Annotated in this window: 21 protein-coding genes; 11 read left to right on the forward strand and 10 right to left on the reverse strand. The window is 41.6% G+C overall.

Features of this window, described 5'->3' with window-relative positions:
- Nucleotides 1–333: 333 nt before the first annotated feature.
- Nucleotides 334–1,224: a follicular epithelium yolk protein subunit gene (locus RG963_RS11480; protein WP_310576417.1), complete on the forward strand. Its 891-nt coding sequence runs from the start codon at nt 334–336 to the stop codon at nt 1,222–1,224.
- A 119-nt stretch (nt 1,225–1,343) separates the two neighbouring features.
- Here RG963_RS11480 and RG963_RS11485 read toward each other — a convergent pair whose 3' ends face one another.
- From RG963_RS11485 to RG963_RS11515, 7 genes are all read right to left on the reverse strand, one after another.
- Nucleotides 1,344–1,469: a hypothetical protein gene (locus RG963_RS11485; RefSeq protein ID WP_310576418.1), complete on the reverse strand. Its 126-nt coding sequence runs from the start codon at nt 1,467–1,469 to the stop codon at nt 1,344–1,346.
- Between the two features lie 1,132 nt (nt 1,470–2,601).
- Nucleotides 2,602–3,471, reverse strand: a complete 870-nt coding sequence (locus RG963_RS11490; protein ID WP_310576419.1) for a YihY/virulence factor BrkB family protein — start codon at nt 3,469–3,471, stop codon at nt 2,602–2,604.
- A gap of 146 nt (nt 3,472–3,617) precedes the next feature.
- Entirely contained in the window at nt 3,618–3,959 is a 342-nt protein-coding gene (locus RG963_RS11495) for a winged helix-turn-helix domain-containing protein (RefSeq protein ID WP_310576420.1), read from the reverse strand.
- A 524-nt stretch (nt 3,960–4,483) separates the two neighbouring features.
- Nucleotides 4,484–4,663: a CsbD family protein gene (locus RG963_RS11500; RefSeq protein WP_310576421.1), complete on the reverse strand. Its 180-nt coding sequence runs from the start codon at nt 4,661–4,663 to the stop codon at nt 4,484–4,486.
- Nucleotides 4,664–4,763: 100 nt separating this feature from the next.
- The gene (locus RG963_RS11505; RefSeq protein ID WP_310576422.1) at nt 4,764–5,615 is read right to left on the reverse strand and encodes a hypothetical protein; all 852 of its coding nucleotides are present in this window, start codon (nt 5,613–5,615) and stop codon (nt 4,764–4,766) included.
- Nucleotides 5,616–6,004: 389 nt separating this feature from the next.
- Nucleotides 6,005–6,166, reverse strand: coding sequence for a DUF1328 family protein (locus tag RG963_RS11510; protein ID WP_310576423.1), 162 nt, complete (start codon nt 6,164–6,166; stop codon nt 6,005–6,007).
- 251 nt (nt 6,167–6,417) lie between these two features.
- Nucleotides 6,418–6,840, reverse strand: coding sequence for a PRC-barrel domain-containing protein (locus RG963_RS11515; RefSeq protein ID WP_310576424.1), 423 nt, complete (start codon nt 6,838–6,840; stop codon nt 6,418–6,420).
- 1,171 nt (nt 6,841–8,011) lie between these two features.
- Here RG963_RS11515 and dinB point away from each other — a divergent pair.
- Nucleotides 8,012–9,109 (forward strand): DNA polymerase IV, encoded by a 1,098-nt coding sequence (gene dinB / locus RG963_RS11520; RefSeq protein ID WP_310576425.1) that lies wholly within the window; start codon nt 8,012–8,014, stop codon nt 9,107–9,109.
- 181 nt (nt 9,110–9,290) lie between these two features.
- Here dinB and RG963_RS11525 read toward each other — a convergent pair whose 3' ends face one another.
- Nucleotides 9,291–11,195, reverse strand: coding sequence for a phosphoadenosine phosphosulfate reductase domain-containing protein (locus RG963_RS11525; protein WP_310576426.1), 1,905 nt, complete (start codon nt 11,193–11,195; stop codon nt 9,291–9,293).
- A 206-nt stretch (nt 11,196–11,401) separates the two neighbouring features.
- On the opposite strand from RG963_RS11525, the gene RG963_RS11530 reads away from it, so the two are divergent.
- A complete protein-coding gene (locus RG963_RS11530; protein ID WP_310576427.1) occupies nt 11,402–11,689 on the forward strand; it encodes a hypothetical protein in 288 nt (95 codons plus the stop codon).
- A 204-nt stretch (nt 11,690–11,893) separates the two neighbouring features.
- Here RG963_RS11530 and RG963_RS11535 read toward each other — a convergent pair whose 3' ends face one another.
- A complete protein-coding gene (locus RG963_RS11535; protein ID WP_310576428.1) occupies nt 11,894–12,712 on the reverse strand; it encodes a Dna2/Cas4 domain-containing protein in 819 nt (272 codons plus the stop codon).
- A gap of 139 nt (nt 12,713–12,851) precedes the next feature.
- Between RG963_RS11535 and RG963_RS11540 the strand changes: the two genes are divergently transcribed.
- The 5 genes from RG963_RS11540 to cyaB all read left to right on the forward strand — a co-directional run bounded on the left by RG963_RS11540 (nt 12,852) and on the right by cyaB (nt 16,911).
- Nucleotides 12,852–13,592: a helix-turn-helix domain-containing protein gene (locus RG963_RS11540; RefSeq protein WP_310576429.1), complete on the forward strand. Its 741-nt coding sequence runs from the start codon at nt 12,852–12,854 to the stop codon at nt 13,590–13,592.
- Between the two features lie 48 nt (nt 13,593–13,640).
- On the forward strand, nt 13,641–14,690 hold the full coding sequence (locus RG963_RS11545; protein WP_310576430.1) for a hydroxymethylglutaryl-CoA synthase: 1,050 nt from the start codon (nt 13,641–13,643) through the stop codon (nt 14,688–14,690).
- A gap of 17 nt (nt 14,691–14,707) precedes the next feature.
- A complete protein-coding gene (locus tag RG963_RS11550; protein WP_310576431.1) occupies nt 14,708–15,880 on the forward strand; it encodes a thiolase domain-containing protein in 1,173 nt (390 codons plus the stop codon).
- 6 nt (nt 15,881–15,886) lie between these two features.
- Entirely contained in the window at nt 15,887–16,285 is a 399-nt protein-coding gene (locus RG963_RS11555; protein ID WP_310576432.1) for a Zn-ribbon domain-containing OB-fold protein, read from the forward strand.
- Between the two features lie 92 nt (nt 16,286–16,377).
- Nucleotides 16,378–16,911: a class IV adenylate cyclase gene (gene cyaB, locus RG963_RS11560; RefSeq protein WP_310576433.1), complete on the forward strand. Its 534-nt coding sequence runs from the start codon at nt 16,378–16,380 to the stop codon at nt 16,909–16,911.
- A gap of 205 nt (nt 16,912–17,116) precedes the next feature.
- Here cyaB and RG963_RS11565 read toward each other — a convergent pair whose 3' ends face one another.
- Entirely contained in the window at nt 17,117–17,806 is a 690-nt protein-coding gene (locus tag RG963_RS11565) for a hypothetical protein (RefSeq protein ID WP_310576434.1), read from the reverse strand.
- A 521-nt stretch (nt 17,807–18,327) separates the two neighbouring features.
- On the opposite strand from RG963_RS11565, the gene RG963_RS11570 reads away from it, so the two are divergent.
- Genes RG963_RS11570 through RG963_RS11580 form a run of 3 tightly spaced genes read left to right on the forward strand, consistent with a single transcriptional unit; the run spans nt 18,328 to nt 21,313 of the window.
- Nucleotides 18,328–18,705 carry an ArsR/SmtB family transcription factor gene (locus RG963_RS11570; RefSeq protein ID WP_310576435.1) on the forward strand — a complete coding sequence of 126 codons (378 nt, stop codon included), beginning with the start codon at nt 18,328–18,330 and terminating at the stop codon, nt 18,703–18,705.
- Between the two features lie 3 nt (nt 18,706–18,708).
- The gene (locus tag RG963_RS11575; protein WP_310576436.1) at nt 18,709–21,084 is read left to right on the forward strand and encodes a heavy metal translocating P-type ATPase; all 2,376 of its coding nucleotides are present in this window, start codon (nt 18,709–18,711) and stop codon (nt 21,082–21,084) included.
- A 28-nt stretch (nt 21,085–21,112) separates the two neighbouring features.
- Complete coding sequence (locus RG963_RS11580) at nt 21,113–21,313, forward strand: heavy-metal-associated domain-containing protein (RefSeq protein WP_310576437.1); 201 nt, start codon at nt 21,113–21,115, stop codon at nt 21,311–21,313.
- Nucleotides 21,314–21,334 lie beyond the last annotated feature (21 nt).

Here is a 21,334-nt window from a genome sequence, read left to right on the forward strand (position 1 = left end):
AATAAAGGCAAAATGTCAAAAACATTAGAAAGTTTCAAAAATATACGTTTGAGTAACTAGGGAGGTTTTCAGAAAAAACAATAGCAGGAAAAATTATGAAAATTGGAAGGACATCTGCGGAAAGTCGGTTATAAAAAATTTTGTGAGAATATAGATGACTTTTTTTGCTTGCTCCAATGTATGTGAAAAGAGCATTAGAGAAATATAGTCTTTGAGTGTCGATATTTTTGTCAGGGATCGCTCTTTTAATGCAGAAATCTACAAAAATAATATAATTATTCCCTGCGAACTTCACCAAAATAATTATAAACAATTAACTCCATAAAAAAATGTATGGGAAACGAAATAATGGGAATCGAAATAAAAATTAATGCAGGTGCAGATGCAGCAACATCAAGCGTCAGCGCTACAGGAAGACTGTGGCACGTAATCACCGATAAAGAGAGAAAAAGTTTTGGAGTGGAAGATGCAGCCCTCTGTAAAGCTGTTGAGAAGTTTTTTGGGAGATACCCAAATGATGCATTCCTTCACGGCCCCACGAATTCAGATTGGAATCAGCTTTACGAGACCTATGGCTGGCCAGAAGTAAACACTGTACTTTGGGTCCAGAGTGCGACAATAATGGGGATTACCACCGAACCTGTGATAGTAGCTACCAAGACATTCACGAATAACAGCACGAAAAAAGCGACTTTCGATGCCAGCATTTCAGACCAGGTATCAAATACTATAGAGAGCAACTGGTCAGAAAGTAATACACTCGAAGTAAAGCAGATGATAAAATATGAATGTGGTTTCCTTGGATCTGGAGGAGGAGGAGAAACCTCTATAAGTTACAGTCATTCATGGGGGGAGGGAGGATCAGAAAGCAAAGAGGTTACAGTAGGCAGTACTTCAGGAGTCACTGTCGAGTTAGATCCTAAAGAATCAATTGAAGCCGTACTCACCGCAAACAGGGGAGTGATGAAAGTTAGAATTGTTTACATTGCTGTTTTAAGCGGTGCTATTGCTCTTAACTACAACCCAAGGTACAAAGAACATCATTTCCACCAACTTAACGTTGATTCTGTTATGAGAACATCTGGTATTCCGAATAGCCAAACATTTACAGAAGACATAGAGGTTGGCTATTACTCAAGTTCAAAAATAGAAATCAGGGACCCACTGGGGAAATTGAAAGGAATGGTTTCCTCAGCTGACAAAGCGGCACCCCTTAGAATATAAGCCATGAGACAAATAACCCTTGACGAATAAACGATCAGGTCTGAATTGTAAGGAGCAGAGAAAAATAAAATCTATTTGTTCCTTATATGATCAGATTTCCTGATTACTTTTTCGGGCTCTCATGCAGTCACATTCTTAATTCTTTCCATGACAAACCGTATCCTGGAAGATTGTGAGGGAGTAGTTTGCTTTTGAGCGATTGTGTCTGTTTTTTTGGGTTGCTGCTCATACTGATGTTCTGCCATGATTGGACATCCTGTGTTGAGAACAGTACAAAATTAAAAATATTAAAACTAAATTAAACTGTAAATTAATAAATGCTATTGCTTTTATTTTTTTATGTTTCAGAAAAATCCCTTCCATTTGTATACATTGGGTAAAATGAAAACACAGTATTTTGCTTTAAAATAAATTTTAGAATTATGCTTTGATGTACGAACCTTTTCACATAGAACGTTCGGATTTTTGAAGAAAATCACTTATTTTTCTATCAATTTTTAGAATATTCCTCACAAAATACGAACTTCTTAGTATTTTGTTCGTATAGTATCTCTCATGAATTATAGTATCTCTCGTGAATAATGGACTCGTTACCTCTGATGGAACAAAGGTTCTTACAGTTACAGAATATGATTGGTCTGTAAATTTCATTCATTGGTCATCGGTTAAGAAATTTTCTTTCCTGAAGGCTATCGATTTTATGTCATAAATTGGCCTCAAATTTTAGCCTCTTTACCTAAAATCAACACCTCGTTCCAGTTCAAAGTCTATCTATATTTTGGGCATATGTCAAGGGAATGAATACAATTTATCATGATTCCTCACTTAACCGAAGACGCATGTATATCAGTCAAGCCTTCGGTATATCTTTCGCCTATTCTACAGGAATTGTTAAGGCTGCATCTGCCATCGTATCTGACAAACATTTGTTTGTCATAGAACTCTTTGCTGTAATTTGCCGATCCAGAAACACCAACGATCTGATCATGAAAATGCTTTTTACAATTAGGACAAATCCAGTATGTAGTATTGCAGTTTAGGGTGCCATAACTCGTGAGAAGTGAACGGGTGTAGTGAGAGTTCACATTTAATTTAGCGCCACAAAAATCACAACGAGTAGGAGATATTAAAGAGAACAGAGAATGAAAGCGATTTTCAACCAGCAATTTTGACAAAGGAATTAAGATATTGCCTTCAAATAGCGTTTTTACAATTGAATTATCGATTGATTTATTTCCTCTCCCCATTAAAAAGAATTAATCTCAATGAAATTAAATTTTATTGTTTTGCACGATTGAGAAAAAAGAGGTAGACCAGAAAATAATAAAAAGTCTCCAAATTAAAGAAAATTAAGGCTTTTTTACAGAATCAGGCATTTTAAGATTCCGAATAAACTTTTGTGAATTCCGCACCAATTGTAATCATAATTGAGGAATAATAGATCAAAAGAAATAATCCTACAATCGATCCGATCACTCCATAGACACTTGCAGGGTTGCTGTATGTGAAAAAAATTCCAATAGCATATTCACCTATAGTTATGAGAATTACTGTTACTAGTGATCCTACAAAAACAGACCTCAAATCAAGACTTGTATTGGGGAGTACTCTATACACAAGCATGAAAAAAAGGATGAGAATAAGGAAACTGGATATGGAACCTGCATAATCAGCAATTACAGGTGAAAATGGCAAAAGTTCATGGAACAAGCTTGAACCCATATAAATAACTCCCTTAATACTTATACTTATTATGAGAAGTCCTCCAAAAAATATAACAAAAGTAAAAGACATGATTGCGTTTTTCACTAAATCTTTAACACTATTGGACATAACAGGCTTAATATCCCATGCTATCTCAAGGAAACTCTTTAAATGTCTGAAAATGTTGCTTGCACTCCAGAGAATGAGTACAAGACCTATTAATGCGCTTATCGAGAGAGAATTAATTTCTGGAATACGTTCGAAAAGTACAATTATCATATTGATTATTCTCTCATCAATGGCTCCTTGTAGGTAATTTATTATTTCATCCTGAAGGTGTTTTGACCTAAAAAAAATACTTCCTATGGATACCGAAAATAACAGGAGAGCTGGGAAACTCAATATAAAATAAAATGCCAGCGCGGCACTATAAGTCATTGCATCGTCTTCTATCCATTCCTTTACTGTTCTGGTAACCAGATTTACTATGTACCCCCAGATCATATTCTCCTCTAATTTATAATATTTGTACTTTTGAGCCAAACCCAAAACTCAAAATTGCTTCTTTAAATCTTGTATTCTGAATAATCGATCGAATTTCTGATCATGGAAAACAGTTGTGAAACTCATACTGATTGAGAATAAAAGTGATTTTGGTATGAGCTCAATAAATGAATTGATCCGGGCTTTCAATTTAGCTTTAATAACCATATGTTACTGGCTTTGTAAGCGTGGATCTTGTCTTCCCTCGCGAGCCAGCCGATGGCCATTATAACAATTGAGGCATCAAATCCATCTTCAGCAAGATAATTCTTTATCTGGCTCAGGGTACATTCTCCTTTTTCTAGCCTGCGGTAAAGTACGCCTGCGGCTTCTCCGATTTTTAAATTCAGATCTTCTGTATCCATGCTCGGTCCTTCCGAAAATTTTTCACTTATAATGCGGTTTAGGGCTGATTCCCCGTCCTCAATTTTTTGATAAAGCGCTCTGGAAGTTTTTCCAATTTTTGAATTCAGGTCTTCCATATCCATAAAATGTTCCTCCTAAAATAATAAAAGGTCTCTGATTTTTGCATTTTTTTGATTGAAACACTGAATTTGTAGGCAGAATTCTGTTCAGTCAAACTCAAAATAAGATCTCTTAAGATTTCAATTCAAGTGCAATCGTTTAAGATTTGTAACCAGTCAAAAAGCCTAGCGAATTTTTAGTTTTGCAATAATCGTAGAATCCCGTAACCTTGCTTCATCGGAGATAATAATTGCAGATTTTTGAGCAACAATCCAAAAACGATAGCAAGAAAAATGTTATTTTCTTGAAGATATCTGCAGAAGGTCTGCTAGGTTTATAGTCAAAAAATGTCAAAAATATCAAAAATATGCAGCCCAAGGTTGATAATCGGTAGCCTCGGTTCCAAAATATCAGTTATGCAGGGTCAGTGTAATTGCTTAATTAGCCAGTATGTTTCCCCAAGAAAGATCTACCAAATTGACAACCCGTGCGTTGCGACATATTAGGAATTAGACGGCTGGGTGCAGGCGCATGATACGCCACTCTTTTACTTCCCAAATGCCTTCTTAATTTGTCCTACCTTGTCTTGTGCCTCACCTTCTATCTTTTCAATACTACCTTCGGCTTCCAACTCGTGATCCTTGGTCAGCTCCCCTATAATCTCCTTAATCCCACCTTTCACTTTGTGAAGCTTACCTTCCACTTGGTCCTGAGTGCTTGTTTTCATGGTACTTCCCTTTTCTAAAGTCTCTTTTTAATCTTGGAAATTGTCTGCTGTTATCGTCATCGATATCGTTGTTACTGTCCTCGATGTAGTTATTATCGTTTTATCGTTTGGTCATATTACTCATATTTCCGTCTGTTATGTTACCGGCCATATCACTCATATTTCCGGTCATATTACCCATATTTCCAGCCATGGTTCCAGTCATGATTCCAGTCATATCTCCGGTCATATTACCCATATTTCCAGCCATGGTTCCAGTCATGATTCCAGTCATATCTCCGGTCATATTTCCAGTTATATTACCCCTACCGACTATGTTTCCGGTCATGACTTCAATCATGTTACTCATGTTTCCAGTCATGTTACCCCTGCCGACTATGTTTCCGGTCATGACTTCAATCATGTCACTCATATTCCCAGTCATGTTACCCTTATCGGTCATGTTACTGGTCATATTTCCGGTCATGTTACTGGTCATATTTCCAGTCATGGTTCCAGTCATGGTTCCAGTCATGGTTCCAGTCATATTTTCGGTCATGTTACTGGTCATATTTCCAGTCATGGTTCCAGTCATGGTTCCAGTCATGTTACTCATGTTTCCGGTCATGTTACTCATGTTTCCGGTCATGTTTCCAGTCATGTTTCCAGTCATATTACATGTCATATTTCCGGTCATGTTACTCATGTTTTCAGTCATGTTATCCATGTTCCCGGTCATGTTTCTAGTCATATTACATGTTATGACTCCAGTCATGTTCCCGGTCATGTTACCCATATCGGTCATGTTTCCATTCATGACTCCAGTCATGTTACATGTCATATTCCCAGTCATGTTACTCATGTTTCCGGTCATATTAAATGTCGTATCGTTCTCTCCAGTCTGCGCTTGCGTGAACCCCAGAGGAAAAACTAGGAATAAAACTAACAAAGAAACTATCAATTTCATTTTCATTCTTTACCCCATATGCAATTAGACTATTTGGGCCAACTGCATGAATTTGCCTAATTAAATAAAAATGGATTTAAAATACTCAATGTAATAATAGAGAGCTGGTTTATGAATAGGCGATCTCCAATAACTATTTACCTTCCACAGATTACCTTCCACAGATGTCTGACAAATTTATTTATTTTCATCGCTAATATCTAAATATCGAAAACATCGAATTTTGATTTAGATTTCGTTATGCTTTTTACAACGCATTCTCTTGACCATCACGGAATCGTTTGTAGTAAAAGCAATGCTTTTCAATTGTCTTTGTTTCACTGCCAGTCGCCTTAAACGAATTCTCAATATTTTGAGAATCGCATTTTGGGATTATTTCATCACATATTCGTCGATTAAACGTTAAATGCGCCCATAAAAAAAGAAATGATCGCGAGTATAACAAAGATTATGACGAGCCACCTAGCAATCTCCATAGAGAACCCGGCAATTCCCCGTGCGCCCAATACATACGCAATCAATGCTAATACTAAAAGGGCTACTGCAAGTCCTATCAAATCAATTATGTTTCATTCCCCCTGTGGTTATTTTAACCGATAAATTAACTATTATATTATGGTATAGGGCTTACGCAGTTGAACTGGGAAATAAGTATCTTGAGACTCCAAACGATCTAAATAATAATATTTATGACAGATATTCTCGTTCTTTATTTTGTACCTTAACTGCATAAGTCCTATCAGAAACAATTATACCTCTCATTTTTGGGAAAATGTAGAAGAGTCTTGTGTTTACGATTTTCAACAACTCACTGAAGTGATCCCAGCTTCTCTGCTGATATATCTTCTGGAATTCTCGTTTGCTCCAACACTTCCTTCTTCCAGTAAGGTTGATATCCGTAGTAAATATACACTCTGGATAGTTCCTCACAAGTTAAAGGCCATGTGCCCTTCTCAAAGCCTTCTGCATTTTCCAGGACTTCTCTATCGATATCAAGGACGAAAGCGTGCTCATACAGCTCCAGTTTAAGGGCTTGCCAAGGGATAGCAAATAGTCTATTGCCCATACCCAGGAACCCTCCAAAAGAAAGCACTGCATATGCTATCCTTCCATTTTTCAAGTCAATCATAAAATCTTCGACCTGTCCTAGATCCTCACCAGCTCTATTGACAACCCTATCTCCTTTTAGTGTGCTTGCTGACAAAAAATTTGAATTATCTCTACTTACCATAATTCCCAACTCCATACCTAAATTTATTTTAAACAAACGTATCTACAATTGGTTGTATCTGCAAGTTACTGAAAACAGTGAGTATAATAAGCTCTCTACTTTTTTCTAAACATGAAAATTGTGCCTGATTTTTCAGATTTAATCAATAACTCACAGTCAAAACCTATTATTTAGATGTCTCTATTTTGACATCTGGATTTGATACTGTCTCGTCTTTTAGTGCTGCATTAGTTTTGCCTGCAGCTTCTGGCGCAATATTTTTGTCTGTTTCACTCATGTTTTTTACCTCTGTATATTTTTATTCAAATGGGTTATGAATTTAGCTTCCTCAAATATCCCATATGATCGTTTTATGCAGAGAAGTTATAAATTTAGATTCTCCAAATATCCTGCATGATATACTAGTATATTAGCTTTATAAATAACCATGTATATTCTAAATTTATTTCAAATGACAAAACAAATCAAAAATTAGTGTTTAAGTTTTAATGCAAAATATAAAAGATATAGCGAAAAATGTAGTTTCTTGTCCGAATCTTCGGAAACCGGCACAGAGTCGACGCAAAAAAACTATAAAAATTTATAGCAACATTTTAAGGTAAAACGTTGCTATCCCAAAATAAAAAGTATAATAAAATATTTCAGTAATTCCTTTCAATATTGAAAATAAAATTGGTTTGTGGATAATCTCTTTTATTACCTGAAGTTCCACTCCAAAAATGAACATTTCAAGATTTTTGCCTATGCATCTCTATGCCAGATTGTTCCATAGTATATAGGAATATACTTGTTTACTCCGACTACCGCTCGATTAAGTGTGAAATAATGTTTAGGAACACATAGTACGCTTAAAAATAATCCTCAAGAGGCTCTATTATACTGACCTCTATTTCATTTTCTGGTTAACATGGTAACTTCCATGGATTAAATTTCAGTTTAGATGGTTTGGGCTTACTCTAAAGCTTATGGTTGAACGTTTTGGATATGGCTAGACTAATACATTAGAGGCATTTTAAAAGCGTTTTGTTGGATTAGTTCTGTTTGATTACTTTCTGGTATTTGTGATTTTACAGAACGTTCGGTACATTGCAAATTTTAATATATTGTTTGTTCTTTTTCGGTTTAAAGTTCGAGAGATAATTATACAAATCTTCCCAGCCTATTTTTTTCAATGCAGCGTGTCGTTCTCCATGTGGATATGGACTATTTTTATGCAGCCATTGAGGAGCGGGAAAACCCTGAGCTTCAGGGAAAAGCAGTTGTGATTTGCATGCTTTCCGGACGGAGCGAGCTGAGTGGAGCTGTAAGTACCTGCAATTATGTCGCGCGAGAGGCCGAGATCAGGGCGGGTATGCCCTGTTCGAGGGCAAAAAAGCTGAGTCCCGATGCCGTCTTTTTGCCTGTCAGGAAGGACTTCTACACCTCGGTTTCGGACAGGATTATGGAAATTCTCAGGAGTTATGCAGACGTCAGGGAGAATGGAGATGCCTTTGAGCAAATCAGTATTGATGAAGCATTCCTGGAGATTACAGAGAAAACAGGCTGGGACTTTAGCCTTGCTTTTGACATAGGAAACCAAATTAAGAAGGAAATAAAAGAAAGAGAAAAGCTGACCTGTTCTGTGGGGATAGGGCCGAATAAGCTTATCGCCAAGATGGCTTCCTCTGTAAAAAAACCCAACGGGATCACAGTCGTAAGTCCAGACAGGCTTGAGAGTTTTCTCTGGCCTCTCAAAGTGTCCAAACTCTGGGGAATCGGGGACATAACTGCAGGAAAACTGCAGGAAATGGGCATATTTACAATAAAAGACCTTGCCGAACACGATGTTATCGACCTGGTTTCCACCTTTGGAAAAACCCGCGGAATCTGGCTTAAACAGGCTGCGGCAGGAATCGACGATTCTCCCCTGAAAGAAAGGGGAGGCTCCGAACAGATCGGGCGGATTGCAACGCTGCCCGAAGATACCCTCGATATTAAGCTGATTTTCCCTCTTCTTGACAGGCTGGCAGGAGACGTAATCTCAAAACTTGGTTCAAGGGAACTTTCCTTCAGGGTTGTAACCGTTACGGTCATAAATTCAAATTTCAGGATGTATACAAAAAGCCGTACGCTAAACCATCCTGCTTATTCAAAGGAAGTCCTTCTCGAAGTGGCTCGCGAAATCCTCCATGCTTTCCTTTCGGAAAGCCAGGCTGAATTCAGGCGTGTAGGAGTCAGAGTAGGAGAACTCCAGAAAAGGACAGGTCAAAAAAGTCTTTTTGATTATTGAGTTTTGCCCCATTGAGATTTATGTTTACCTCTACTTTAGGTACCGAAAGGATTGGTTCCTCGCAGTAACTGGTTCCTCGCAGTAACTGGTTTCTCACAGTAACTGGTTTCTCACAGTAACTGGTTCCTTAAAGTAATTTCTGCAAATTATTTTTGCTTTCACTTGCGGCAGCCGAAAAAATTTAGATGAATTTTATAAGCGGACAGACTTCGATACACGCCCCGCAGTGAATACAGTTTTCTCTGATCCTTACCCTCTTTTCTTTTATTTCAATCGCATTGTGCTCACAGTGGCCCATGCAAATCCCGCACCCCTGGCAGAGCAAAGCCCTTCTTACCGAGAATTCAACCATTCTCATAAGCTTTTTCAGCACCTTTTCGTTTTCGCTTCTCCCGTTTACATTTCCCGAGGCAAATACCTGCGCTCTGGACTCTCCGAAGGCGACCGACGCAGCACCTTCTATAAAAGAAACATTCCCGATCGGGTTAAGCATTCCGCTTTCTTCCAGGGTTTCTATATCTATTGCCTGCCCGAAACTTCCGTCCGCAGACATTCCTCCTGCCTTGCAGGGTCTGTATCCGGTTGCAACCTCAAAATGGAGTTCCTTCGGGGCTTCCTGGGATGGGATCAGGGAAATTCCTTTTTTCTCCGCAAGTTCCTGGAGAACCCGCGGATATCGTTTGTAACGCCATAAGCCGTACTTTACCCATTCAGGGGAGAGCCCCATTCGCTCTGCATAGTCAAGGAGGTGAGAATTGAGTTTATTCGCAAGCTCAGGATGGCTTTCTTTTAGTTGTAAAAAGTCGGCAAGGGACGAAGAAGGGCAGAGCCAGCACCCCATCCGGTCATAACCCTTCTCATAAGCCGGATTGTAAGGAGCTTTTGTCCTGAAAAGGTAAAGCCAGATATGAAGAGCTGTCCATTCCTGTATCGGAGAAGCTCCTACCTGGTTTCCTACCCAGGGATTTTTCCAGACTTTCTTGCTAATTGAACGGGCATGGGATTCATACTGGCGCTGTCCTATGAAACTCAGGCAGCCTCCATCATAGTTTTCATCAATTAGCCGGGCAATAGGCCCAAGTTTGCAGATCTTGCAGCACCAGCGGGTGTCCATGGTAGGAGGGCCAAAAACGTTTATCGAATCCCAAAAAGAATTTCCTGCACTTGCAGTCCTGAGCTCTTTTCCATAGTACTCGGTGACCTTTTTGACGTTTTCAAGGGTTTCCGGGAATTCAAGCCCAGTATCTGCAAACATGATTTCGTAATCATCCAGAGTCTCATCAACTAGCTGGAGCACAGCAAGGCTATCCTTACCCCCTGAATAGGACACGCTGACCGTCATGTTCATGCTCTCTGCGACATTTTTTATGAAAGTGTGGGAATTTTCTATCATAGTGTCCAGAATTTTTTCGTTGGCTTTTACGGCATCTTCCCAGCTCTGCCCGGCAGAATTTATCTTTTGAGGCTTTGGCTCTCCGCTCCAGCGCGGTTTTACTGCATTCCCGCGTTTTTCCTCACACATTTCCTTTCCCGCCATTCGGGCACGCCCACAGCAGATTACTTCTCCTGCAGGGTTCAGGACAACGACCTCATCTTCTTTCCTTATTTCGGGATCTGCATCAAGAACACCAGGCGCCAGAACACTTGCTCCCTTTTTGAGAATAAAAGGTACAATTTCCTGCTCGATAACAACCCATTTCTTCAGGCCTTTTATATCCCTGCCCTGGAAAAGCCTTCTTGCCCCTTCAAGCCTGGGCAGCAGGACCCATTCACAGCTCTCAATTTCGAACCTGAGAGACGCAAGGACTTCCCCATCGACTATAATCTCGTCCATGCGGTCTTCATATGGAGCTTTATTTAACACTACAAGGTGACCTTCGGATATGAGTGGAGCATTGAACTGTTTTTCAGAAACAGAGTTTATGCGTTTTATATCATAATCAAAAGCAGGGCGAATATCCCCTGGTGGGGTGACCTCTACCTTTTTTGTATTTTTCCCGCATCCGCACCTTTTTCCGAGTACAGGCACATTACAGGCCTCGCACCAGTGCAGAAGCATTTTGCCGAGATATGCTGGTCTGGACATGTCATGCAGATTGAGAGAGGTTCACCTTTAAAAGGGTTTGGCTTCTCATCCGGGTTTCCTTACATTCTCTTAATAAGTTCCTGGGTACATGTGTCTCGGTACATGTGCCTTACATGTGACTTATCCGTGTCCACCTTTCAGATATTTCAAAAATAAGAGTAACATAATTATATCGAATGCAAAATATGAGGTATTGGGGAAACTTCATGGTAGTCATAAAAGAAATCGATTCTGTAGCATTCGGAAAAATCCTTACAATCCTTTACGGAACAATGGGTTTCGTTTTCGGACTTGTCACAACAATCGCTGCTTTTATGGGATTTTCGATGCCAAAAAAATTCGGGATCTTTTCCTTGATTTTCGGGAAATGGGCTGTACTCAGTTTACCTGTATTTTATGGAGTATCTGGATATCTCATAGGACTTATTGCGGCTAGCCTTTACAATTCTTCAGTGGGCTCAAAAAAAGGCTTCAAGGTGGAGCTCTTGCGCTGAGTATATGGTTTCATAGAAAAAAACTTAAATTACTGGTCTTTAGTGCCTTGATAGTTTACCTTTTAGTACTCTTGTAGGTTAATTCTTTTAATTCCTGCCTCTTTTCTACTATTCTGCTTTGATTCTCGCCTCTTTTTTATTATACTGCTTGATTCTCACCTCTTCTTCTATCATCCTGTAACCTTTTTCTCATTCATTCCCGGTTCAGAAAAATTTCGACATTAGAGACGAACCCGGTATACAATGTTCTAAAAAATTACATTCTTTACAGGATTTATCTTCTTTTCTCCCGGGCATGAATCCGGCTTTTATTTTTTCCACATTTCTGCCTATTTGAAGAACTTCCCGTCTATCTGAACTTCGAATAATTACTTTCCGGAGCAGGCCGAAACTTACATATTCCACAAAAGCAAAAGGCACTTCCTTCCCATTCTCGGCTTCAAGAAGAAGGATAAGAGCTGCGGCATGAATCCGGTCAGAAGCCCATACCCCCTGCTCAGGGCAGTTTCCGGACTTTATGATTGACGGAACCTGTGTGCCCTCAAAACAAACCAGTTTGGATGGGACACCTTTAAGGTTGAGTTTTCCTGATGAAAGAAATGGCTCGGTTTTAACAGGTGTGAGTGCCGCAAGCATAGGGTCTTTCCCATATTCTTCAAGTGCACTTAGAAGGTTAGCTGCAATTTCGGGAATTTTAGCTCTTGCCCGCACCTCTCCTTCATCGAGAATCTCCTTCGCAATACCTGCAAGTTCTCGCGGAAACATAATGGGCAGGTCTCTATATGTCTGTGCAAGGGAAATTTCCAGTTCTTTACAGAGGTTATCGGCATTTAACGAACACTCCTTCACAATTTCTGGGTAAGTCAGGGAGAGTTCTTTCAGGAGCATTCGTTCGAGCCTTAAAGCGTTTATTTCCGGGAGCAGTTCAAAGCCCCTACTGACAAAGTATACCTTTCTCGGACAGTTAATATATAAAACAATATCCGAGACATTTATCTCTGGATTAGTTGACTCGGTGGGCATCAGATACTAATTTCTTTTACAAGTGTTATAAATTTTTGCGACAGATTACTGTACCTCAACACAAAAAGTTCTGCGACAATCGTCGAACTCATATTCGTTAGATATATATGCTAATGTTTCCTCTTAGGGTACGTAAGTCATGACATACAATGAATCCTCAGAAAATCTGCGTAACCGTTTGGCGGAAAAAATGGCTGGAGATATTACTCTTTCAGAAAAACCTGGAGAGTCACTCAAAAAATGGAGATCGAACTTCGAAATATCCCAGACAGATATTGCAAATTACCTTAAGGTTTCCCCCTCTGTTATCAGCGATTATGAAAGCGGGAGACGGAAGTCTCCAGGAACACTAATCATAAAAAAAATCGTAGAATCTATTCTCGAGATCGATATGGATCGGGGAAGCAAAAAAATTCACGCTTATGAGTCAATACTCAACGCCGAAAATAGTACTAAATCCATTTACTCAACATATGAGTATACACTCCCGATACAGCTTGCGAAATTGGTTAACCTTATCGAAGGAGAGGTCGTCTATAAAGGAGTGGAGAGACCTCTTTATGGTTTCTCTGTTGTCGACAGCCAGAGGGCCATTCTGGAACTTTCTTCCCACGAGTTCCAGAAGCTCTACGGATGGAGTACGGACAGGGCCATGGTCTTTACGAAGGTCAGTACCGGGAAATCCCCACTGGTAGCCATCCGGGTTACCAACCTCAAACCCGGCGCTGTGGTACTTCACGGGCTTCGAAAAGAAGAAGTCGAACCTGTTGCAATCAAGATGGCGGAAGTCGACCGTATCCCCCTGGTCGCAACTACAATGGACCTCGACCAGATTGTCCAGTTACTGAGAAAATACAGTCAATACTATGCCAGGGAATGAAACCCCTGAATACTGACGCCCTGAAACACTCAAAAACAGGTGAAAACAATGACTATTGGAATAGTATCTTACGGTGCTTATGTTCCCAGATACCGTATAAAAATCGAGGAAATTGCCCGGCTCTGGGGTGATAACGCAGAGGCTCTTAAAAATGGCCTTATGGTATATGAAAAATCCGTGCCTGATGTCGATGAAGACGCAGCAACCATAGCTGTGGAAGCGGCAAGATATGCAATGGCAAGAAGCGGAGTCGATCCCAGCAGGATAGGGGCAGTATACACGGGTTCGGAGAGTCATCCCTATGCCGTAAAGCCGACAAGTACGATTGTTGCCCAGGCTATAGGAGCGACCCCCAACATGACTGCAGCAGACTTCGAATTTGCCTGTAAGGCAGGGACAGCCGCAGTCCAGGCTTGCATGGGATTGGTGGGCTCAGGGATGATCGATCTGGGCCTGGCCATAGGAGCAGACGTTTCCCAGGGAGCCCCAGGTGACGCCCTTGAGTACACTGCAGCTGCAGGCGGAGTTGCCTGTCTCCTCGGAAGAAAAGAGTCCGAGATTGCCGCAATCATTGAGGGCACTTATTCTTTTACAACTGACACCCCTGACTTCTGGAGAAGGGAAGGAATGCCTTACCCTGAGCACGGAGGCCGCTTTACAGGAGAGCCAGGTTATTTCAAGCATGTAATTAACGGCGCAAAAGGCCTTCTGGATAAACTTGGGACAAAGCCTGAAGATTATGATTATGCGGTTTTCCACCAGCCAAATGGTAAGTTTCCGAGCAAAGCCGCAAAAATGCTGGGTTTCACCAGAACCCAGATTACTCCCGGACTTGTGGTTCCAAAGATCGGGAATACGTATTCAGCTTCCTGCCTTATGGGAATTGCCGCAACTCTGGATCAGGCAAAACCAGGGGATAGGATTTTTGCAACTGCTTTCGGGTCTGGAGCAGGATCCGACGCTTTTAGCATAACAGTTACAGATAGGATCGAAGAAATCCAAAACAGGGCTCCGACAGTTTCCGAACTGATTAAAAATCCTATATATATCGACTACGCAAGGTATGCCAGGCATAAAGGTAAGATTCGCCTGGCCTGAAAACGGGGTGAAATAAAATGAGAGACGTAGCAATTATCGGAGTAAAGAATACCAGGTTCGGGGAACTCTGGGAACAGTCCCTGAGGGACATAGTGGTAGAAGCCGGGATAGGAGCAATCGCAGATGCAGGTGTTAGCGGAAAAGAAATCGATGCTCTCTATGTAGGAAACATGAGTGGAGGCCGGTTTGTTGACCAGGAACACATAGGGGCTCTTATTGCGGATTATTCGGGGCTTTCCAGGAACCTGCATGTTCCGGCTACCAGAGTTGAAGCTGCCTGTGCTTCGGGTGGACTTGCCATGCGCCAGGCCATCATGTCTGTGGCTTCAGGTTATAGCGATATCGTGGTTGCAGCAGGAGCAGAAAAAATGACTGATGTCGGCTCTGAAGAAGCATCTTCAGCTCTTGCAGCAGCAGCTGACCGGGAATGGGAAGGCATGGCAGGGGCAACTTTCCCCGGGCTCTATGCAATGATTGCAAAGCTGCATATGCACAGGTACGGGACCACCAGCGAACAGCTTGCCGAGGTTGCCGTAAAGAATCATAAAAATGGCTCTTTTAACCCCATTGCTCAGTATAAAAACGTAATTAGTGTGGACGATGTGTTGAACTCTATAATGGTAGCAGATCCTCTGCATATTTTTGACTGTTCTCCAATAACAGATGGGGCTTCAGCTCTTGTGCTTGCTCCTGCCGACGTTGCCCATAAATACACTGATACTCCCATTTACATCAAGGCAACAGCCCAGGCTAGTGACACGATTGCGCTTCATGACAGGAGGGACATAACAACCCTGGATGCAACTGTAGTGGCTGCAGAGCGGGCATATTCCATGGCAAAACTGAGACCTGAAGATATCGATCTTGTGGAAGTACACGATTGCTTTACTATTGCCGAGATATGCGCTATTGAAGACCTCGGGTTTGCAGAGAAAGGGAAAGGCGGAATTGTCACTGCAAACGGAGAAACTGCAATAGGAGGCAGAATTCCTGTCAACACATCAGGAGGCCTCAAAGCCTGCGGACATCCTGTAGGAGCAACAGGCATAAAACAGGCTGTTGAAATCGCAACCCAGTTGCGTGGGGATGCAGGCAAGCGCCAGGTAGCAGGCGCAGAGTACGGGATGACCCACAATGTTGGAGGGTCAGGAGCGACAGCAGTAGTACATATCTTCTCAAGGGAGAGGTGATATCCGATGTCTTCCGTTCCAAGATTCTGGAGAAATCTCGGCAGCAGGTATAACCTTGAAGGTACCCGCTGTAAAGAATGTGGGGAATATTTCTATCCCCCGCGTAACGTTTGCGTAAACTGCAGGCGTGTGGGCCAGATTGAACCTTATAAATTCAAAGGCACTGGCGAAATCGTAACCTATACATTAATCCACACAGCTGCGGAAGGTTTTGAAAACCAGGCCCCTTACACCCTTGCAATAATCAAACTGGATGAAGGGCCGCGCCTTACTTCTCAGGTGGTTGGCAACCCCGAAAAGATGCATATCGGAATGAGGGTAAGACCCGTTTTCCGTAAGCTCGGGGAAGACGGCGAACACGGCATGATTTACTACGGTACCAAATTCGTCCCTGCAGATGCCTGAGTAGATCCGAATTTTCCGGATTCTGTTAATAGATTACTTAATTGAATATTTTCCCGGCTTTAACGGGCTTTAACTGGAGATGTCTGGAAACTATGATTGAAGTAGAAGTCAAGGTCAGAGCGGATCATTCAAAGGTCCGCTCCATCCTTAAGAAAATAGGAGCAATAAAAATCGGGGTTGAGAACCAGTCCGATACCTATTTTGCAGCTCCTCACAGGGATTTTGCAAAAACCGACGAGGCACTCAGGATCCGTTCCCTGGACGGCCAGGCTGTGTTGACTTACAAAGGCCCCAAACTTGATGCTGTCTCCAAAACCCGGGAAGAACTTGAAACTCCTGTAGACGAAGCCACTACCACAGAAATACTCCATGCCCTTGGCTTCCGAGAAGCCGGAGTCGTCCGTAAAATAAGGGAAGTCTTCAGGGCAGGAGAGATAACTGTCTGTCTGGACGCAGTCGAAGGGCTCGGAGAGTTTCTGGAAGTCGAAATAGTAGCTGAAAACGAAAAAGAGCTCGAAATTTCAAGGGCAAAGTTATTTGAATTACTAAAACAGTTCGGCGCAGGGGAAAAGGATTCTATCCGGACTTCTTATCTCGAAATGGTACTGGAAAAAAGTAATGATTAACGCATCCGGATAACTCCATTATTTTTTCAACTATGTTTATAAGAGCTTATCCTGAAACCCATTTTGTTCTTAGGCATTAAAAATTTTTAGGATTGTTTTCATGATTTGAAACTCCATTGATTATTCAATACAAGTTTCTAAAAAGCAAGTTTTGAGTTTTGAGATAAACTCTTAAAATATTATTATCCTCTGGATTGTATAATTATTACGTAGTCCTTCTCATATACGTAACTGCCCCCAGCAACGCTGAAAGTACCCAGACAGGGCTTATGAAAGGAGTAGTATTTGGTTTCCGGGTCTGATTGGAATTTTCTTCCTTCTCGGTTGTTGTTCCCGTATTCTCTGTCGTTTTGGTATCGTTTGCGTCATTAACGGTTTGATTTCCTTCTTGCTTGTCTAATGCTCCTGTATTTTCTACTATTTCGGTCTCGTTAGTCTTATTTCCTGTTTGATTTTCTTCCGGCCACTTGCCCTGAGTTTTCAACTCCTTAATTACTGCATCTCTGTCTGAAGCCGGGCGTTTCCCTGGAAAGCCAAAAGTCACACGGAAAAGCTGTTTATTTAGATCTGCATCTTTTAACATTATAAGTACGGATTCATTCAAGGTAAACTCGGCTTCATCTTCGGTCCATAAATTGGTTCCTGTTTCGGTTCTCACTTTTATAGTCTTTGCAGGCAGGGGATTATAAAGCCACTCGTTAACTGTAATTGTAAAAATCGTGTATTTGCCGTAGTCAATCATCTTACTTACTGTACCTATTACTATGCGGTCAGAGTTATCTATCTGATACGGAATTTCGTCCGTTTTTGCATCTAACATGGCTGCTGCTAGGCTTGGAGTCAAAAGAAGCAGTATAAGTGCAAAAAATATGGAAAGCGAATTCAGTTGTTTCATCTAATTCTCCTGTTCTTTATTTTTATTTAGTAAAGAGTAGGCTATCGAAATTATATGGCTGGATTTTTCATGATTTATTGTAGTAATGTTTGTCTTTTGTTTATTGAGACAAATTGGTCTAGCTTCATTAAGGTTCAAAAAAACAAAGGCAGAAAAAAGAGGAAATCCATTAAGATAACTTGCTTCATATTTATTAGATCTCTTCAACTCTATAAAAATGTTCTTTCATATCGAAAGAATAAATTTTCTTTTTATCCGGGATTACATTGTTGATGTTTGAGCAAAAAGAAATAGTGGATAATCCTGAACTCTTTTTCTAACTCAGCCCCCGAAATTAGTCATTTCACCTATTCTGTCATTTTCTAGCTTGGTAAAGAGGATTTCAGGTTTTGCAGGTTTAGTATCTGATACAATCACAGCAAAGGCTTTAATAGTGTTGAAGTTACTTTCTATATACGCACATATGAACAGATGTTCACATATCCCATTCTTTAAATATTATTCCAATTAGAGGGCTAACTGTGGTTGAACTGGATAGATGTGATATCAATTGTATACATGACGAGGCGGTACAAGCAGTACGACAAGCCCTATTTGGTGAAGATGTAGCTGCTTCACTGGCAGAACTGTTCAAGGCCCTGGGAGATCCGACAAGAGTGAAGATCTTGTTTTCCTTAATGACCAGAGAACTGTGTGTTTGTGACCTCACCGCTGTAATAGGAGTTTCTGATTCAGCAGTATCTCATCAGCTTAGAGTTCTCCGAACTTTGCGTCTTGTCAAGTTCCGGAGGGAAGGCAAGATCCTGTATTATTCACTGGCTGATGATCACATTGAGAGATTATTCGCTCAAGGGCTAGAGCATGTTACCGAACCTAAATCCGAAATGAATGAGGAATGAGCTATGGCCGAGGCGCCAGAAAGGACGGAATCAACAGTATTCTCCAAATTGCTCGTGACCGGCATGGACTGTCCGGATTGCGCGGCTAAAGTAGAAAAAGCTGTTAAACGTATGCCTGGAGTTGGTAATGCTACAATTGTTTTCCCTGCCGGAAGACTCGATGTAGAGTACGATTCGCAGCAAACAGGTGTTACTCAAGTTTTAGACAAGATTAAAAAGTTAGGTTATGAGGCACGAGAAGACGACCAAAAAATATCAACGGTTTCTCAAACCACTGATTTTTGTATCATAGGAATGGACTGCGCGGACTGTGCGGCTAAGTTGGAAAAACGTATGGCTAAGGTCCCTGGAATCGAGACTGCACACGTTAATTTCGGCGCTTCCAAAATGACGGTAAGTCATAGTGGCCCAGTGGCAGAAATCCTGTCAACGATTGAAAAAATGGGTTATTCGGGGAAAGTGGACGAGGGCCTTCGGATAACAAATGAACCGGCTAGTTTCTGGAAATCAAATCAGTATGCCAGACCCACAGTGATTTCTTTAATTATGTTGGTCTCCGGGCTTATTGCCGGGAAGCTGGAAGCACAGACGTTGATAGTCAATGGGCTGTTCCTGATCGGGATTTGCCTGGGTGGCTTTCTACCAGCCAGGAACGGCATTTCCGTACTAATCAATGCCCGGGAATTTGACATGAATTTCCTGATGACCATAGCAGTAGTCGGCGCTTCGGCGCTCAGTGCTTTTGAAGAGGCCGCAACGGTCGTATTTCTTTTCTCTTTTGGAAATGCTCTTCAGGGCTATACCCTCGATAAAACAAGGAATTCCATTAGGGCTTTAATGGAAATCGCACCAAAGGAGGCCCTGGTCAGGCGAGGAATAACTGAAATAACGTTGCAGGTAAAAGAAATCGTACTCGGAGACGTTATTATCGTTCGTCCCGGTGAAAGAATTGCGATGGATGGCAAAGTGTCTACCGGTTACTCTACAGTGAATCAGGCCCCGATCACAGGAGAGTCCATCCCGGTGGAGAAGCAGCCCGGGGACGAGATATATGCGGGAACGGTCAACGAACGCGGTTCGCTTGAGGTCAAAGTTACCAAACTGGCCAAGGACAATACGATATCCAGAATCATTCACATGGTTGAGGAAGCTCAGGGGCAGCGAGCCCCATCTCAACAATTTGTCGATAAGTTCGCAAAATATTATACCCCTATGGTTATAGTCCTGGCTGCCCTTGTTGCCGCGCTGCCCCCACTGCTTTTCGGGCAACCATTCGAGAAATGGTTTTACGAAGCCATGGCTATGCTACTGGTAGCGTGCCCTTGCGCACTGGTTATATCCACACCTGTATCCATCGTATCTGCGATTGGTAACGCGGCGAAAAACGGTGTACTCATTAAAGGAGGTATGTACCTGGAAGCAGTCGGGGCTTTGTCAGTGATTGCCTTTGACAAAACCGGCACCCTTACGGAGGGAAAGCCACAGGTAACCGATATTATTCCTATTGATGGTATCCCTGATAAGGAATTCTTATCAATAGCCTCGGCAATTGAAAGTCGGTCAGAACACCCTCTAGCCGAGGCGATTGTCAAATCTGCGAAAGAACATGGAGCCGAAATCTCCAGTATATCTGCATTTGAGGCGATTCCCGGTAAAGGGGCCAGAGCAATGGTTCAGGGCAAGACTTATCAGATCGGTAATTCCAGGTTATTTTCCGAACAGACAATAGATCTGAAACATGTGGAAGACGAAGTTTCCCGTCTGCAAAACGAAGGGAAAACCGTAATGATGCTGGGAGATGATAAACGCATTTTGGGCCTTATCGCTGTGGCGGATGTATTGCGGGAAAATTCCGGACAGGCTATCAATAAGCTGAAAAAAGCAGGTATTAAAAAAATCATTATGCTTACTGGAGATAATGAAAGCACTGCTCGTGCTATCGCCACAAAAGCGGGAGTCGATGATTTCCGAGCAGACTTATTACCGGAAGACAAGGTAGATGCGATTAAGAGCCTTCTTGTTGAGCATGGCAAGGTAGCTATGGTGGGAGACGGCGTCAATGATGCTCCGGCTCTGGCAATATCCACAGTCGGTATTGCAATGGGGGCTGCAGGCACTGATACGGCACTGGAAACTGCGGATATCGCCTTGATGGCTGACGACCTGACAAAACTGACTGACACGATAAAATTAAGCCGGAAAACATTAGGCATCATCAAACAAAATATTGCATTTGCTTTGATAGTTAAAGGATTAATTCTTCTGCTGGTCATCCCAGGCTGGCTGACGCTGTGGCTGGCTGTTGCAGGAGATATGGGAAGCTCGCTTCTGGTTACCCTAAATGCAATGAGATTATTGAGAGTTAAACATGAGGATTAAACGAATCCATGAATAAGGAGAGAAAAAGATGGAAAATTTAAAGGTTTTAGGTGTAGACTGCAACAACTGTGCGGCAAATGTGCGTAAAGCCCTGGAGGACGTAAATGGTATCGAAAATCTCGATATCAGGCTTCCAGAAAAAATAGCTGTGGTAACCTTTGATCCTGATAAAGTTAGCAAGCAGGAAATTACCGAAAAAGTGGAAGATTTCGGCTTCGATGTAGAATAAACAGCGAGCTGATCCCAAAAC

This window comes from Methanosarcina baikalica (assembly GCF_031461075.1).
Taxonomy (GTDB): domain Archaea; phylum Halobacteriota; class Methanosarcinia; order Methanosarcinales; family Methanosarcinaceae; genus Methanosarcina; species Methanosarcina baikalica.